Origin of the sequence: Bacillus sp. FSL K6-3458, from assembly GCF_038005045.1 — a bacterium.
Classification (GTDB): Bacteria; Bacillota; Bacilli; order Bacillales; family Bacillaceae; genus Bacillus; species Bacillus altitudinis.
On record NZ_JBBOSI010000001.1, the window covers coordinates 554,774 to 569,899 of the forward strand.

Genomic DNA, 15,126 nt, shown 5'->3' on the forward strand with positions numbered 1-15,126 from the left:
CGAGGGAAAATCCCTTCGTCCTGTTTATTTTAAAAATTTGCGGACAATGTCGAGTCCGTTTTTCGCATTTGGATATCGGAAAGAAAAATCAAAGCGATTGGTCTGGCGCAGGACACTTTTTTCATGCGTAAAGGTGAAAAAGCTTTCTTTTCCATGATATCGTCCGATACCACTTTCACCAACGCCTCCAAATGGTAAATATGGAGTGGCGACATGCATCAGTGTATCATTGATACAGCCTCCGCCAAATGAGAGGTTGTCTAGAATATAGTCTTCTGTTTCTTTATTGGTTGTAAATAAGTAAAGAGCGAGCGGCTTCGGTCTTGCCTTAATCATGTCAGCTGCCTCTTGAAGAGAGTCAAATGAGATGACAGGCAAAATAGGTCCGAAAATTTCCTCCTGCATCACAGGATCTTCCCATGTAATGTGATCTAGAATGGTCGGTGCGATTTTGAGCTCTTGTTCATTACGCTGTCCACCTGTCACAATCGTGCCATTTGAGAGAAATTGTGAAAGTCGATCAAAATGACGCTGGCTGACATTTTTTCCGAAATGCGGATTTGTTTCAGGCTGGTCCCCGTAAAAATCACGGATACAGGTAGTCATTTCACGCAATAGGTTCTCTTTGATCGATTCATGAACAAGTAAATAGTCTGGTGCAATGCATGTTTGACCAGCATTCGTGAATTTACCAAAAGTAATTCGTTTCGCAGCGAGCTTGATGTCTGCATCAGGCATGACAATGCATGGACTTTTTCCGCCGAGCTCAAGTGTGACAGGTGTGAGATGCTTTGCGGCCGCTTCCATGACAACTTTGCCGACGGCTACACTTCCAGTAAAGAAAATATAATCAAAAGGCAGTCTCAGAAGCTCTGTGCTGACATCCACACCGCCTTCAACGACCGCTGCAAGATCTTCTTGAAACACGCTTTCCACAATCGTGCCAATCACGTTTGAGACGTGCGGCGTTAATTCTGACGGTTTTAAAGTAACGGCATTTCCGGCAGAAATGGCTCCAACTAATGGCGAAAGGGCCAATTGGAAAGGATAGTTCCAAGGGGCAATAATCAGAACACTTCCGTACGGTTCCTTAATGATCATACTTTTCGATCCGATATGGGTCAGAGGTGTTTTCGCGCGAGATGGTTTGGCCCATTTGTGAAGATGTTTGACGGTATGATTGATCTCTTCATATACCATGCCAATTTCTGTTGTATAGGCTTCCTGCTCGGATTTATGTAAATCATGGGCCAAGGCTTGTAATATGTCCTTTTCATGATGTTTAATGGCTTTTTTCAAATCGTTAAGAAGGCGGATTCTATCTTGAACCGCTGGTGTTTGCACGTTTTTTTGTTTGTGAATGAGTTCAGTGAGTTTGCTCATCTTTCAGTCCTTTCAAAGACGATATTGTTTCTTTTTTATTATGTGTGAATCTTGGGTAAGGGTCAAATAAGAGGAACAGAAGCACACAGCTTTGAAAAAAGGAACCCATTCAGTTTGTTCATTTGGTAAAATAATGTTGGAAAACGAATTTTTTAGATTGGAGGGTCTACCCTTGAATATTCATATATCAAGTCTGCTTCAAAAAATGGAGGAAGCCATTCAAAAAGCAAAACAAAGTGGAAATGATGAAGAGGTGAAACGTCAAGCGGCGGTCATCTCTTCACTATGTGATGTCATTCTCGACACATCATCACAGGTGCAAATGCCGCAGTCTTCGGTCATTTCACCGCCTCCATCTATACAGACACCATCTGCACCGGCTGTGTCTACGGATCAAGCCATGCTAGAGAAATTGATGGGCACTAGCGGTGCAAAGAAATTTCAGCATAAAGAAGAGGGTCAACAAGAGAAAGATGGCAACGGTGACTCTATTTTTGATTTTTAATGGTCTTGTCACGACAAAGGGAAGGTGATCGGGTTGAAACTATTTTTGGGCGCCATTCAGTGGATGGCATTTTTTATCGCAGCTTCTATTGCTGTGCCGATTGCGATTGCACAAGCATTTGAATTAAATCAAGTGCAGTCGGCGGAACTGATTCAGAGTACATTCTTTTCACTTGGACTTGTGGCGATGGTGCAGTGTTTATGCGGTCATATGCTGCCGATCAATGAAAGTCCAGCAGGGCTGTGGTGGGGGGTATATACCCTTTATGCAGGCATGACAGGGACGATTTTTGCCACATATCCTGAAACCTTGCAAGCATTACAAGGGGCTTTAATTTTTAGTGCTGCGTTCTTTTTTATTTTTAGTCTCTTTAAAATCATTAATTGGCTTGCGTCTTTATTTACGCCGGTTGTCACAGGTATTTATTTGCTGCTACTTGTTGTGCAGTTAAGTCAGCCAATCATGAAAGGGCTGATGGGGATCGGCTATCGGGGAAATCAGGTAGATGGGCTTGTCTTTTGTCTATCGATCTTGATTATTGTCATCACCTTCATGATCAGCCGCTCAAAATGGCATTATTTAAGACAGTTTTCTGTGTTATTCGCACTTGCAGGCGGCTGGCTGTTATTTGCTTTACTCGGACTAGCGAAGCCAGTTCGCATTCCTGAGCAGATCATTGAGTTTCCAAAGCTATTTCCATTTGGCATGCCGGTCTTTGACAGCGGACTGCTTGTCACGTCCTTTTTTATTACGATCTTACTCATTGTGAATATGCTGGCAAGTATTCGAATTGTGGAAAGTTCCGTCAAGGCATTTGGTGAACTGCGTGAGCGGAAACGAGCCAGACCGGCTGGTTTTGTCGCCGCATTTGGTCATTTGCTAAGCGGACTGATTGGTGCGATTGCGCCTGTCCCTATTTCGGGGGCAGCGGGCTTTATACAAACAACCAAAATTCCATCGAGAAAGCCATTTTTTATTGGCAGTCTGCTCATTGTCCTCATTAGTTTATTTCCATTATTGATGAGCTTTTTCTCTGCATTGCCTTCTCCTGTGGGGCTGGCTGTGAACTTTGTGGTGTTCTCTTCTATGATTGGGATTGCTATGTCTGAATTCGATCAGTATGAAAAAGAAGACATCCCGCGCATTCGATTTGTGCTTGGCATCGCTGTTTTAGCAGGTGTGGGCGCAATGTTTGTGCCGCAGGGGGCATTGAAAGGCATGCATCCTGTGCTGATTTCTTTATTGAGCAATGGTCTTGTGCTTGGCACACTGATTGCGATTGTGGTCGATCAAGTGCTACTGCGAAAGAAGAAGAAATCCGACAATCTCGTGTCAGCATCATAGGAAAGTTGAATGTTGGATAAGACCCGCGCTATGATAAACATAATTGATGAGATAAGGAGAATGACGAATGAAACTATTTTTCATATTAGGTGCCATTAACGCCATGCTTGCGGTTGGTCTTGGAGCCTTCGGTGCACATGGACTGGAAGGGAAAATTCCTGAAAAGTATATTGAGATATGGAATAAAGGGGTTCAATATCAGATGTTCCATGCCATTGGCCTATTTATTGTCGCTTTTCTGGCAGATAAGCTGTCAGGTGTTTCCCTAGTGCCGACCGCTGGCTGGGTGATGCTGGCAGGCATTCTTTTCTTCTCAGGAAGCCTTTATGTGCTTGCCTTGACTCAGGTGAAGATTCTAGGTGCCATTACACCAATTGGCGGAGTGGCATTTATCGCTTCTTGGATCATGCTAGTGATTGCAGCAGCAAAAAATTTATAAGCTAGGAAAACCGATGCTCTCATAGGGGCATCGGTTTTTTTCTTAACTCCAATAAGGAGAATAGTTCGGAGGTGCTTGATAATAAGGTACATAGTGAGAAGGGGGGACAGGGTGCGTTTGTGTCTCTTCCTCCCGGTGGCAGAAAGGTCCGATAAACACACCAGGTTTCACAGGCTGCGTCGCCTGCTTCCACTGCGTTTCGTTCATGCAATAAGTATGTGCCATGATGTGTGAAGGCGTGAGGGTTAGAAGGTCTGAACCTAAGATGACTTCTGGCGTCGATGCGTTGAAAATGGCTAACAAATGGGTTTTGTCCTGCAAGGCGACTTCGTAATGCCACCAGCCTTGTGGCACATTGGCTACCTGCCCAGGGGTAATGGTGTAGGTGGACAGCTTTTTTGTAAATGGGTTCAACATGGATACAGCAGCAGAGCCGGCGATACAATAAACAAGCTCGGCAGCATTTTGATGATAATGAGGCTCTACTACTTTGCTTTTACTCAAATATATATCCAGCAGAGATACTTGATCGAGCGAATTTAATTGTTTTTTTCCTAAAACATTAATCAGGTTGTGTTGATCATATTTCACAAGGGGGCTTTGGTTCAGATCAAATGAATATTTGACATTCGGCGATGTATAATCCAGCTCAACAGTCATTGATGTCACCTCTAGGCGTTTAATAAAAACTACTAGGCATCTTATGAGCCTTCCCCCGAAGGTGTGTCAAAAACCTAGACAAAAGAAAAAAGCAAGGGCGTCTGCACCTTGCTGCTGATAGGACCTTGAGGTTATCTCGGAGAATACGTAGACATCGAGTATGGATAGTCATATTGAATTTCCCCATCAAACGTAATGTAATCAAGGTAGATTGTTAACAATAAGTATCGTGTCCCAGTTTTGTTATCACTAATGATAATGTGATCACGTCCTGCGGCCTCAATGACCCCTCTAAAAATCTTAGAGTTCCATTCTTTACTTGCCTCAAACGTCATATAGATCGTGGCTACTTTGCCGCGGTTTAATCGTAAAATATTTTCAATATAGGACTGCTCAAGCGGCAGCTGACCGGTGACGTTCTGCTGATAAATCGGTCCCGAAGGAATTTGATAGGGCTGCCCGCCACTTTGCCCACCTTGGCCTCCTTGTGAAGTACCAGTAGACGGCATTGGCGAATACCCCTGCTGCATTTGACCTTGCATTTGACCCTGCGTTTGGGGAGGGACTGAATAACCCATCTGCTGCGCAGGATACGGATTTGCTCCATATTGTTGCTGGCGAAAATCTTGACCTTCGAAACCCGAACCTTGCCCAAATTGATTTTTCAATTTCATAACGTTCCTCCTCTTTCCTCATGGTGTTCTAAACAGAAGGCAGAAAAGCGCCTGTTGTTTCCATAGCATTCTTTTTCTCTTTCACACTATGAGACAGGAAGAGAGAATATGTACATTGAACGAAAAAAAGGAACTGCTTTGTGCAGTTCCTCAGCGTGTAGACAAACCCTCGCATTCGGTGTCAGTCCTGCGCTTCGGTGCTCACGAATGTCAAATTCGCTCCGCGCCGATGCTCGTCCTTCCTAGGGCTGCAAAGGTTTTCTATCACGCTAAAAAGAAGACAAAGGGCTAAAATAAAGTTCATTTTAGCCCTTTGTCAACAATCTGAGGAACTGCTTTGTGCAGTTCCTCAGTATTCATACAAACCCCATATTCGTACTGCCTAGACTGCAAAGGCTTCCAACAATCTAAGGAATGCCTGTTTACATCAACCAATTCATAGCCCGCTGGACGTCATAGAGAAGGGTCATGATGAGAAAAAATAAGGCGATCGGTGTGATGGCAATGATAAAGGCCTGCCATATTCTCAGCTTCATCACAGCGACAAGGCCTAAAACAGCCATCCCAAATATCCATGTCTTGGTATACGCATCAACCAGTGGTAAAACACTGAGATAATACCATACTTCATAGTGCTGGTCTAAATAGGGTGAGATTTTCACAAATGTATACGGACCAAGCAACCCCACAGTAAAAATCCAAGTAAGAGCAAATAAGGTGGAAGGAAAAATGACCGTCAGTGTGCAAGCTTTGAGCACATCTCGATACGGCGCTTTACTGCCAAAAAACAGTCGCCCTAACCACTGTAAAATGAATGAACCGAAAAATAGAAGAAAATTGCCTACTAAAATACCAAAACCTGCTCCGTGTAACAGAATAAAAGGATATGGAATATGATTGCCCATATACTCACTAAAATACCCTTCGTACATCCAGCTAGTACCAGCGATACTTGCAAGGAGTATCATCAGCCACATGGGAATAGAGGTATGTTCATATGAGCGAATAATCGTTTTTGTCGCGACAAAAATTTTAAAGAATCGAAAAAAACCTTTTGCTTCCTCTTCTTGGGAGAGATCACTCTTCATATACTCCAATGTTCTTTACTCCTTTAATACACATAAATGATTACTTATATTACCAAAATTTTTACGTTTTTCAAAGATAGATCATGAAAAAAATCCAATTTTATAAAAAATAGGTCACTCTACAGTCTCTTTAAGAGGAGACACATATGATAACCATAGTTTAAAAGAGACCGAGGTGAAAACATTGACGAAAGTAACGGTCATTATGACGAGCTACAACAAAGCGGCCTACGTTGGAAGATCAATTGAAGCGGTGCTGCAGCAGACCTTGTCAGACTTTGAACTTTTTATCATGGATGATGGATCAAACGAACAAACCCTTGCTGCTATTGAGCCTTTCCGTAAAGATCCACGCATCCATTTTATCCAAAGCGGGGTGAAAACGCTGGAGGAAAGAACGGCGAAAACACGCTATGCCGTCCTCATTAATCAAGCATTAGAACAGGCAAAGGGCGAGTATATTTCCTATGCCACAGATGACAATGTCTATGCACCAGACCGTTTAGAGAAGCTCACGAATTATTTAGATGCTCGTCCGAATGAACATATTGTCTATTCTAGTTCAAAAGTTATCTATTTAAATAGCGAAAAAGAGCCAGTAAAGGAAACGATTCGACCTGCGCAAACAGTGCAGTGGAATGCACCTTGTGCTATTGATCACTGTTCAGTTGTACATCGTGCATCCATTTTAACAAAGATTCGAGCTGAGTTTGGATCCTACTGGGACGAGAGTCCGCATTTTTATCGAATAGGGGATGCGCGGTTCTTTTTTAGATTAAATCACTTTTATCCGTTCTACCCTTTTGATGAGGTATTGGATACAAACTACATCACAGAACAGTCTATTCATTATCAGTTGGCAGAAGATGAGAAAAGCGATTTTATTCAAGCACTTCCTCCGCAGTCTACCTGCAGGGAGCTCCGTCATATATTAAAACAAAGACATGGGAGGTGACCTTAAGTGTCGCATTATATTCATCATTATTGGCAGGTGTACTTTGAGTATGTGAATCTGATGAAAGACTTATCCTATCGCCACATCCCCCTTGGATTAATCAGTAATTTTTATCAATACATCAGCCCTGAAGTGAGGGAACGTATGGAAGATGAGGCGTTTGGTGAAGAGCTGACAACGACTTGTCCAAAGCCGCAAGACATTCAGCCCTTTTTTGATCAGCATAAATTGCAGATCAAGCGTACCCCTTATCATCCGAGTCATGGAAAGGTGTTGCTTCACTTTGAACACCTGCGTTTTACTGAACAAAATTACACGCGGTTCCATCCGAACCAAACAGTGGTGCTCGCGCGCTGGAAGAAGGCTGATTATTTCGGATTACCGGTGATCAGCAAGCCGGAATTAGCCGGAGAGGTTAATAAAGAAGCCCATGTTGAATATATTGAAAAAGCAAATGCTCTATTGAAACCTTACGCCCAGCATCCTGTCTTTGGCAATGTCTTTTTTAGAGAAAAGCTTCGGAAGGACATTGTGCAATTTATTGATGTGATTGACCAAATAGAAACGCTATTTGAGATGCAGCCAATCACAGCTGTCGTAGTTGGTACGACGGAGGATGCATATAGCCGTGTGCTCGCCTTGCAAACCGTGAAGCGCCATCTCACAAGTATTTGTCTTCAGCACGGTGCGCTCATGGGAGACGAAGCCTTTTTGCCGATTTTCACCACCTGCCACGGAGTGTTTGGAAAATATGAAAAGGACTGGTATGTAGACAAAGGCTGTCAGCCTGAGCAGGTGGAGGTCACAGGTCACCCGAGATTTGATTTGGTGCAGGAGCGAACACCGCTTCAACAGGAAATGGTCTTTCGTAAATTGAACTTCAATCCTGCCAAAAAGACTGTGCTCGTGGCAACACAGCCGTTTTCAGAAGCCTTTTACGGCGATGTTCTTAAAACGATTGCAAAACGGAAAGATATTCAGCTGATTATGAAGCCGCATCCGTGGGAAATCGCTCGAAATCGATTAAATGACTACACAGCGATTGAACGTGCGGGGAACCATGTGAGATTAATTAAAAAAGAGATTGACTTGTATGACCTCCTGCCGTATATGGATATGGTCATAACGCTCACATCAACAGTTGGTCTGGAAGCAATGCTCTTTAAAAAGAGTGTACTGATTGGAAAAATGACAGAAGGCAGAAGATACCCTTATTACGAGTCGCTTGGCAACTGCCACATGGAAAACCCTATTGAGTTGGCCGAGAAAGCGATCCGTATTTTATCGGATGAACAAGAAATGAAGCTGGCGAAACAGCAAGGTGCTCGTTTCATTCAAGAGCATTATCCGCATGCACAATCGACCGATGTTCTGCTTTCTCTGCTTAAAACAAAAACAGGCGTGGATTTTCAGAGATGAAGATAGGGGTGTGCAAGCGATATGGGACAAAAGAGAGCACAATTTCTTCCTTATGCACTGCCTTTTATTGAACAGGAAGAAATTGATGAAGTCATTGGAACATTAAAGTCCGGCTGGTTGTCCACCGGACCAAAAGTTAGACAGTTTGAAGAAGAGTTTAGGCAGCTGACTGGAGCGAAGCACGCAATAGCAGTCAATTCATGTACAGCTGCTCTATTTTTAGCGTTAAAGGCGAGAGGCATTGGAGCTGGTGATGAGGTCATCACAACGCCTCTGACGTTCTGCGCAACAGCCAATACGATCATCCATACGGGGGCAGCCCCTATTTTCGTGGATATTGATCCGGCGACACTCAATCTAGATGCGAAAAAATTAGAAGCGGCCATTACACCACATACGAAAGCGGTTGTCCCTGTACATTTTGCTGGTCAATCGTGTGATATGGACCAAATTTTAGCGATTGCCAAAAAATATGATTTGTTCGTGTTGGAGGATGCCGCTCATGCCCTCTATACGACCTATCATGATCAACCGATTGGATCAATTGGTGATGCGACCGCTTTTAGCTTCTATGCAACGAAAAACATAGCGACTGGTGAAGGCGGCATGCTGACGACAAATGATGATGCACTTGCGGCTAGAATCAGAAGGCTGGCGCTTCACGGGATGAGTAAGGGAGCGTGGAATCGTTATGGAGAAAAGGGAACATGGTATTACGAGGTCGAGGAACCGGGCTATAAAATGAACATGTTTGACGTGCAAGCATCGTTAGGGCTCGTTCAGCTAAGCCGGTTGAAGGAGATGCAGACACGTAGAGAACAGATTGCGAAGACATACAATCAGGCATTTCAACATGAAGCTGGTCTCATCTTGCCGCCTGTACATGATGAGGGAAGACATGCGTGGCATTTATATGTGCTGCAAGTTGATCCAAAAGAAGCAATGATCACACGCGATGACATGATTGATCAGCTGCAAAAGGAATATAAAATCGGCACGAGTGTTCATTTTATTCCCGTTCACTTGCATCCATATTATCAAGAGACCTACAACCATTCACCAGAGGATTTCCCTGAGGCACTCACTTATTACAAACGAACGCTTTCGCTCCCGCTCTATCCAAGTATGACAGATGAAGATGTGCAGGATGTCATCACCGCAGTCGTGTCAATTTTAAATGACAAGAAGGCCTCTTCATGAAAGTCGTTCATGCAATAGATGATCAGGTGCTGGCAGCTTGGCTGAAAACATATGGGCATGAAGCGGAACGCATGGCAGGATTCAAGCAGTTTGCTCTTGTCAGCGGTGCTAAGCTCAAAGCAGTGCTGCTATACGAATGGTCCAAATGGGAGAGCGGCATTTTTGACAAGCATATTTTTCATGTGAAGTTTGTGGAAGCTGAATCAGCGTTGCTCTTTAAAGAATTGATGGAGAGATTCATCAATTGGATGAGAACAGAAAAATGTGATTTTTTCTTTTTACGTCTTGAGGCGGCTGATCTTGAAAAAAACCGCATTGTTCAAAAACTATCCCATGTGTATTATGTCGGTGGTCTCACTAGGCTTGAGGCACCACCTGCCCTCATGGAGATGCCATCATCAGATCAAGATGTGGTGATGGGTGTGCCAGATGAAGAGGATTACGATGAGGCGGTCTTACTAGGTAATCAGGCTTTTGTGAAAAGCCGTTATGCCCTTGATCCATATTTAGACCAGCGTGTTGTTCAGCATTTTTATCAGGAGTGGATGAGAAACAACCTACTCGGACGCGCAGATATCAACCTCGTTGCCAAGGTAAATGATGAATTGGTTGGCTTGATTCAAGGTATGACAAAGGGGCATGAGATGGGGCTTGAGCTTTTTGCGATCAGACCGGATGTTCAAGGAAAAGGGATCGGAAAAAAGCTGTTTATTGAGATGATGAAAGTGTCTCATCACAGAGGGCATCACTTCATTTCTGCGGGGACACAGCTTCATAATACGACAGCCATCCAGCTGTACGAAAAGATGGGATTTAGGACAACAAATGCCTTTTTGTATTACCATGTGTGGCCGAAAAAAGGAGAGAGGTAAGATGGCGCATTTCTATATCGGAGATCGCAAAGTGGGAGATGATGCGCCTGTCTTTATCATTGCAGAGGCAGGCATTAACCATGATGGAAAGCTGGATCAGGCACTTGCTTTAATTGATGTGGCAAAAGAAGCAGGGGCTGATGCGGTGAAGTTTCAAATGTTTCAAGCGGATCGGATGTATCAAAAGGAACCGGGGTTATACGAAACGGCCAAAGGAGAAGAAGTGTCTATTTTTTCTTTAGTGGAACAAATGGAGCTGCCGCCAGAATGGCTGCCTGTCTTATTGAGACGTTGTAAGGAAAAAGGACTGATGTTTTTAAGCACCGTGTGTGATGAAGAATCGGCTGATTTATTGAATCAAACGAATCCGCCTGCTTTTAAACTGGCATCCTATGAAATCAACCATTTGCCTCTTTTGCGTCATACGGCTTCTTTTCACAAGCCGATCATTTTTTCAACAGCTGGGGCCACCATTGCAGATGTTCATGAAGCATACGAAACGATTACGAGCCAGCAAAATAAGCAAGTCGCTATCATGCATTGTGTGGCAAAGTATCCAGCACCTAGAGCATATACGAACCTGCGGGTAATTCAAACCTTAAGGTCCGCTTTCCCTGAAGCAGTCATTGGCTTTTCAGATCATAGTGAACACCCGACGGAAGCGCCAGTAGCCGCTGTGAAGCTCGGGGCAGCAATGATTGAAAAACATTTTACAATAGATAAAACATTACCCGGAGCGGATCATTCATTTGCTCTTAATCCTGAAGAATTAAAGGAAATGGTTCAGCACATTCGAGCAGCAGAAAAGCAGCGGAATCAAGCGGAAATAGACGTTCATTCATTACCAGAGGAGCTTCTTGGCAGTTCTTATAAAACGACAACAGCCATTGAAGGGCAGATTCGAGAATTTGCGTATCGAGGAATTTTTACGACCAAAGGCATTGCAAAGGGAGAGACCCTCACGTCAGAAAATGTAGCTGTGCTGCGCCCTGGACAAAAAAATCAGGGGTTGCATCCGCGATATATGCCGATTTTACTTGGCACAAAGGCTGTGAGAGACATCCCAGCTCATACAGGTGTTTCGTGGAAAGACGTACTCATGCAGGAGTCTCGAGATGATGCATGATGTACTTTTTGTCATTCAGGCTAGGATGGGGTCAACAAGACTGCCCAAAAAAGTGATGAAACCGATCGGCGGCATGGCGCTGATTGATTTGATTGTGGAGCGGGTGAAGCAATCAGGTGATTACCATCACAAAATGCAAAACCTTATGATTGCCACAACGGTCGAACAAGAGGATGACTATTTGGCTCAATACTGTATGTCAAAGGGTTATAAGGTGTTTCGAGGCAGTGAGGCAGATGTGCTTGAGCGGTTTGCGCAGATTGTCCGCCAATTTGAACCTAAAACGGTTGTACGTTTAACGGGAGACAATCCATTTATAGATCCTTCGCTTTTGTCGAAAATGCTTGAAAAACATAGACAGGAAAAGGCTGATTACACATATACGAACGGAACACCACTCGGTATTTCCGGGGAAATGATTGAGGCATCTATTTTATGTGAAATCGACAAATTTCCCCTCACTTATTCAGAACGTGAGCATGTCACGCTGTATATCAGAAAGCATCCCGAGCAATTTCACCTTCAATTATTCACACCGCCCAAAGAACTTGCATATCCTGCTTATCGATTCACGATTGATACAGAAGAAGATTATGTGTTTGCTACCTGTTTATTAGAGAAAGCTGGTGGTTCTATTGCTGTGCCGACAGCTGAGCTCATTTCCATCTGTGAACAACATCCAGACATTGTTCGTTTGAATCAATCTGTGAGACAGAAGGATGCTGAATGAACAAAAAAATCATGATTGTTGTTTATGGGGGTTTTTTAAGAGGAATGGGTCATGTCGTCAGAATGAAACGTTTGGCAAAAGAACTGCTTCAGGAAGGGAACAACTTATATTTCTATACAAATGATCAGATTTGTGTAGAAATGCTTTCGCACCCAGAGTGGCACGTTCAGATGGTGCATGAGTCGAATGCGCTTCTCCAGGTCCAACAAGACATCAAAAAGCTAAAGCCTGACCTTTTAGTCATAGATGTCCTTGATTGTGATCTTCAGTTTCTTCAAACGATCAAAGACTCCTGTGGCAGTGCGAGGCTGGTCTTATTTGAGGAAAAAAGAGAGGAAGCCTGTCAGCTTGCAGACACGGTCATAAACGGCATTTATGGCGGTCTGGACGGGAAGCACGAGCAGGTTAATGGCACGGCTTATTATCATGGAACGCCCTATTTATTGTTAGATCACGAGATTAATCAATTCAAAGACACATATGAGGTTCGGAAAGAATGTAAAAAGGTGGTCATCAGCCTTGGCGGAAGTGATCCGTGCGGCCTGTTATCAAAGGCTGTATCGGCGCTTCTTCAAACAAATCACCTAGACATTTTAGCGGTCGCAGGAAAAGCCTCTCACATCAAAGAGCAAGTAGAGGCGGAACATATCCAATTCATTCAACATACAGATCAACTACCGGTTCTTTTATCAGAAGCTGATGTGGCTATCGTAGCAGGCGGTATGACGTTATATGAGGTAATTTGTATCGGGGTGCCCAGCATTGTCCTATCGCAAGTAGACCACCAAGCAGTGACAGCGAGCATGTTTGCGCAAAAGGGCGCTTGTTTTCACCTTGGATTAGGTGACCTTGTGGAAGAAAAAGACCTGGTGCAAGCTGTTCAAAAACTGTCTGGCAGCTATTTTCTCCGCAGAAGCATTCATCTTAATGGACGTTCACTCATTGATGGAAAAGGAATCGAACGAGTGAAAAACATTCTTATACACCTCATGAATTCACACCAAAAAGAACATAAGGATGTGTAGATGTGAAGGGAGTTATTTTAGCAGGAGGAAAGGGATCACGGCTGGCACCATTAACGAAGATTTTCAACAAACACTTGCTGCCGGTTGGTCCATACCCGATGATTTATTGGTCATTATTCAAACTGAAAGAAGCAGGAATTGTAGATGTGATGCTGATTTCACAGGAAGAACAAATTCCGTTGTTTCAAAAGTTACTGGAAGATGATCGTGAACTTGGGATGAACATTGTGTATCAAGTACAGCCAGAAGCGTCTGGTATTTCCGATGGTTTATCCTATGCAAAGCCCTTTGTTAAAGGGGAAAAATTTGTGCTGATGCTCGGTGATAATGTATTTGAAGATTCATTACGCCCTTTTGTCGACGCCTTTAGGCAACAAGAAAGCGGAGCCAAGGTTTTATTGAAAGAGGTGGCAGATCCAAAACGGTTTGGCATTGCAGAAATTGATCCTGCTCATCACCGAATTTTATCAATAGAAGAAAAGCCAGAGCACCCAAGGTCATCTTACTGCGTCACGGGCATCTATTTTTATGATCAAGACGTCTTTCAATATATCGAGGAAATCTCGCCGTCAGATCGAGGTGAACTAGAGATTACTGATGTGAATAATCTCTACATCTCAAATAGCCAGCTGACCTATGATATGTTAAAAGGGTGGTGGATTGATGCAGGAACACATGAATCTCTCCACGAAGCATCTATAAAAATGTTTGAAACGATGAAGGAAAAAGAGGGATACGAATGACGAAGTCTTATTTAATTACAGGTGGAGCAGGGTTTATTGGACTGAATTTTGTGAAGCTACTACTTCAAGAGTCCGATGTCCGGCTTACCGTATTTGATAAATTAACATATGCCAGTCATCCAGAGGAGATGGAATATTTATCAAAGCTGCCTCATTTCCGTTTTGTTCAGGGAGATATCACGCTGCAAGACGAACTGGATCAAGTATTTGATGAAGCCTATGATGCCATCATTCATTTCGCAGCAGAATCACATGTCGATCGCAGTATTGAGTCAGCAGAACCCTTTATCCAAACAAATGTCCTTGGTACCTATCGTATGCTTGAAGCTGTCTTAAAGGGAAAGGCGAATAAACTTATTCATATTTCCACAGATGAAGTATATGGAGATTTGGAGCCGAATGATCGAGCTTTCACAGAACAAACACCACTCTCACCGAATAATCCTTATTCAGCAAGCAAGGCAAGTTCAGACTTGCTTGTGAAATCTTATATCCACACCCACCAACTACCCTCCATGATCACAAGATGCAGCAACAACTACGGACCTTATCAGCATGAAGAAAAATTAATCCCAACCATTATTAGAAAAGCGGTCAATGGTGAAAAGATTCCGATATACGGAGACGGCCAGCAGATCCGCGATTGGCTGTATGTAGAGGATCATGCGAGAGCCGTAAAACAAGTAGTAGAAAACGGAACAGCCGGTCAGGTGTACAATATTGGCGGCGGCAACGAGAAAACAAATCTTGATTTAACCAAAACCATTCTCACACATCTAGGCATCTCTCATGACCAAATCGCGTTTATTCAAGACCGGAAAGGGCATGACAGGCGGTATGCCATTGATGCCAGTAAGCTAAAAGAAGAGCTTGGCTGGGTGCAGGCAACTTCATTCGAAAAAGGTATCGAAAAAACGATCGATTGGTATCGTGCCAAATATGATCAAAGTGAAGAAGGGTGAC

Annotated in this window: 16 protein-coding genes; 12 read left to right on the forward strand and 4 right to left on the reverse strand. The window is 43.5% G+C overall.

The window, feature by feature from the left end:
- Positions 1–24: 24 nt before the first annotated feature.
- Complete coding sequence (locus MHH23_RS02885; protein WP_340958860.1) at positions 25–1,383, reverse strand: aldehyde dehydrogenase; 1,359 nt, start codon at positions 1,381–1,383, stop codon at positions 25–27.
- Between the two features lie 172 nt (positions 1,384–1,555).
- Here MHH23_RS02885 and MHH23_RS02890 point away from each other — a divergent pair, with 172 nt between their 5' ends.
- The 3 genes from MHH23_RS02890 (at position 1,556) to MHH23_RS02900 (ending at position 3,671) form a co-directional block, all read left to right on the forward strand.
- Positions 1,556–1,888 carry a YwdI family protein gene (locus tag MHH23_RS02890; protein WP_008343634.1) on the forward strand — a complete coding sequence of 111 codons (333 nt, stop codon included), beginning with the start codon at positions 1,556–1,558 and terminating at the stop codon, positions 1,886–1,888.
- Between the two features lie 33 nt (positions 1,889–1,921).
- The gene (locus MHH23_RS02895; RefSeq protein WP_041507947.1) at positions 1,922–3,232 is read left to right on the forward strand and encodes a purine/pyrimidine permease; all 1,311 of its coding nucleotides are present in this window, start codon (positions 1,922–1,924) and stop codon (positions 3,230–3,232) included.
- 67 nt (positions 3,233–3,299) lie between these two features.
- Positions 3,300–3,671 (forward strand): DUF423 domain-containing protein, encoded by a 372-nt coding sequence (locus MHH23_RS02900; RefSeq protein ID WP_003215282.1) that lies wholly within the window; start codon positions 3,300–3,302, stop codon positions 3,669–3,671.
- Between the two features lie 42 nt (positions 3,672–3,713).
- Here the strand turns inward: MHH23_RS02900 and MHH23_RS02905 are convergent, their stop codons facing one another.
- From MHH23_RS02905 to MHH23_RS02915, 3 genes are all read right to left on the reverse strand, one after another.
- On the reverse strand, positions 3,714–4,331 hold the full coding sequence (locus tag MHH23_RS02905; RefSeq protein WP_019743221.1) for a cupin domain-containing protein: 618 nt from the start codon (positions 4,329–4,331) through the stop codon (positions 3,714–3,716).
- 131 nt (positions 4,332–4,462) lie between these two features.
- Complete coding sequence (gerQ, locus tag MHH23_RS02910; RefSeq protein ID WP_007497781.1) at positions 4,463–5,005, reverse strand: spore coat protein GerQ; 543 nt, start codon at positions 5,003–5,005, stop codon at positions 4,463–4,465.
- A 422-nt stretch (positions 5,006–5,427) separates the two neighbouring features.
- Entirely contained in the window at positions 5,428–6,102 is a 675-nt protein-coding gene (locus tag MHH23_RS02915; protein WP_073413058.1) for a YIP1 family protein, read from the reverse strand.
- A 175-nt stretch (positions 6,103–6,277) separates the two neighbouring features.
- On the opposite strand from MHH23_RS02915, the gene MHH23_RS02920 reads away from it, so the two are divergent.
- From MHH23_RS02920 to rfbB, 9 genes are read left to right on the forward strand one after another with little or no spacing between them, the layout of a single operon-like run.
- Positions 6,278–7,048: a glycosyltransferase family 2 protein gene (locus MHH23_RS02920; RefSeq protein ID WP_041508123.1), complete on the forward strand. Its 771-nt coding sequence runs from the start codon at positions 6,278–6,280 to the stop codon at positions 7,046–7,048.
- Positions 7,049–7,054: 6 nt separating this feature from the next.
- Positions 7,055–8,467, forward strand: coding sequence for a capsular polysaccharide export protein, LipB/KpsS family (locus MHH23_RS02925; protein ID WP_340958861.1), 1,413 nt, complete (start codon positions 7,055–7,057; stop codon positions 8,465–8,467).
- Positions 8,468–8,488: 21 nt separating this feature from the next.
- Positions 8,489–9,667, forward strand: coding sequence for a DegT/DnrJ/EryC1/StrS family aminotransferase (locus MHH23_RS02930; RefSeq protein ID WP_116306429.1), 1,179 nt, complete (start codon positions 8,489–8,491; stop codon positions 9,665–9,667).
- On the forward strand, positions 9,664–10,539 hold the full coding sequence (locus tag MHH23_RS02935) for a GNAT family N-acetyltransferase (protein ID WP_116306427.1): 876 nt from the start codon (positions 9,664–9,666) through the stop codon (positions 10,537–10,539). The genes MHH23_RS02930 and MHH23_RS02935 overlap by 4 nt, the downstream gene beginning before the upstream one ends.
- Before the next feature lies 1 nt (position 10,540).
- Positions 10,541–11,665, forward strand: a complete 1,125-nt coding sequence (locus MHH23_RS02940) for an N-acetylneuraminate synthase family protein (protein ID WP_116306425.1) — start codon at positions 10,541–10,543, stop codon at positions 11,663–11,665.
- Entirely contained in the window at positions 11,655–12,395 is a 741-nt protein-coding gene (locus tag MHH23_RS02945) for a cytidylyltransferase domain-containing protein (RefSeq protein ID WP_116306423.1), read from the forward strand. Before MHH23_RS02940 ends, MHH23_RS02945 begins: the two co-directional genes overlap by 11 nt.
- Positions 12,392–13,420 carry a glycosyltransferase gene (locus MHH23_RS02950; protein WP_008343616.1) on the forward strand — a complete coding sequence of 343 codons (1,029 nt, stop codon included), beginning with the start codon at positions 12,392–12,394 and terminating at the stop codon, positions 13,418–13,420. The genes MHH23_RS02945 and MHH23_RS02950 overlap by 4 nt, the downstream gene beginning before the upstream one ends.
- A 2-nt stretch (positions 13,421–13,422) precedes the next feature.
- The gene (locus MHH23_RS02955; protein ID WP_039165193.1) at positions 13,423–14,163 is read left to right on the forward strand and encodes a sugar phosphate nucleotidyltransferase; all 741 of its coding nucleotides are present in this window, start codon (positions 13,423–13,425) and stop codon (positions 14,161–14,163) included.
- Positions 14,160–15,125: a dTDP-glucose 4,6-dehydratase gene (gene rfbB, locus MHH23_RS02960; RefSeq protein ID WP_116306421.1), complete on the forward strand. Its 966-nt coding sequence runs from the start codon at positions 14,160–14,162 to the stop codon at positions 15,123–15,125. Before MHH23_RS02955 ends, rfbB begins: the two co-directional genes overlap by 4 nt.
- Position 15,126: the final 1 nt, after the last annotated feature.

What these genes read in the sequence shown, in the direction of transcription:
- MHH23_RS02885 (WP_340958860.1), bottom strand. Translation starts at nt 1,383, where the DNA reads ATGAGCAAACTCACTGAACTCATTCACAAACAAAAAAACGTGCAAACA.
- MHH23_RS02900 (WP_003215282.1), top strand. Translation starts at nt 3,300, where the DNA reads ATGAAACTATTTTTCATATTAGGTGCCATTAACGCCATGCTTGCGGTT.
- MHH23_RS02905 (WP_019743221.1), bottom strand. Translation starts at nt 4,331, where the DNA reads ATGACTGTTGAGCTGGATTATACATCGCCGAATGTCAAATATTCATTT.
- gerQ (WP_007497781.1), bottom strand. Translation starts at nt 5,005, where the DNA reads ATGAAATTGAAAAATCAATTTGGGCAAGGTTCGGGTTTCGAAGGTCAA.
- MHH23_RS02930 (WP_116306429.1), top strand. Translation starts at nt 8,489, where the DNA reads ATGGGACAAAAGAGAGCACAATTTCTTCCTTATGCACTGCCTTTTATT.
- MHH23_RS02935 (WP_116306427.1), top strand. Translation starts at nt 9,664, where the DNA reads ATGAAAGTCGTTCATGCAATAGATGATCAGGTGCTGGCAGCTTGGCTG.
- MHH23_RS02940 (WP_116306425.1), top strand. Translation starts at nt 10,541, where the DNA reads ATGGCGCATTTCTATATCGGAGATCGCAAAGTGGGAGATGATGCGCCT.
- MHH23_RS02945 (WP_116306423.1), top strand. Translation starts at nt 11,655, where the DNA reads ATGATGCATGATGTACTTTTTGTCATTCAGGCTAGGATGGGGTCAACA.
- MHH23_RS02950 (WP_008343616.1), top strand. Translation starts at nt 12,392, where the DNA reads ATGAACAAAAAAATCATGATTGTTGTTTATGGGGGTTTTTTAAGAGGA.
- rfbB (WP_116306421.1), top strand. Translation starts at nt 14,160, where the DNA reads ATGACGAAGTCTTATTTAATTACAGGTGGAGCAGGGTTTATTGGACTG.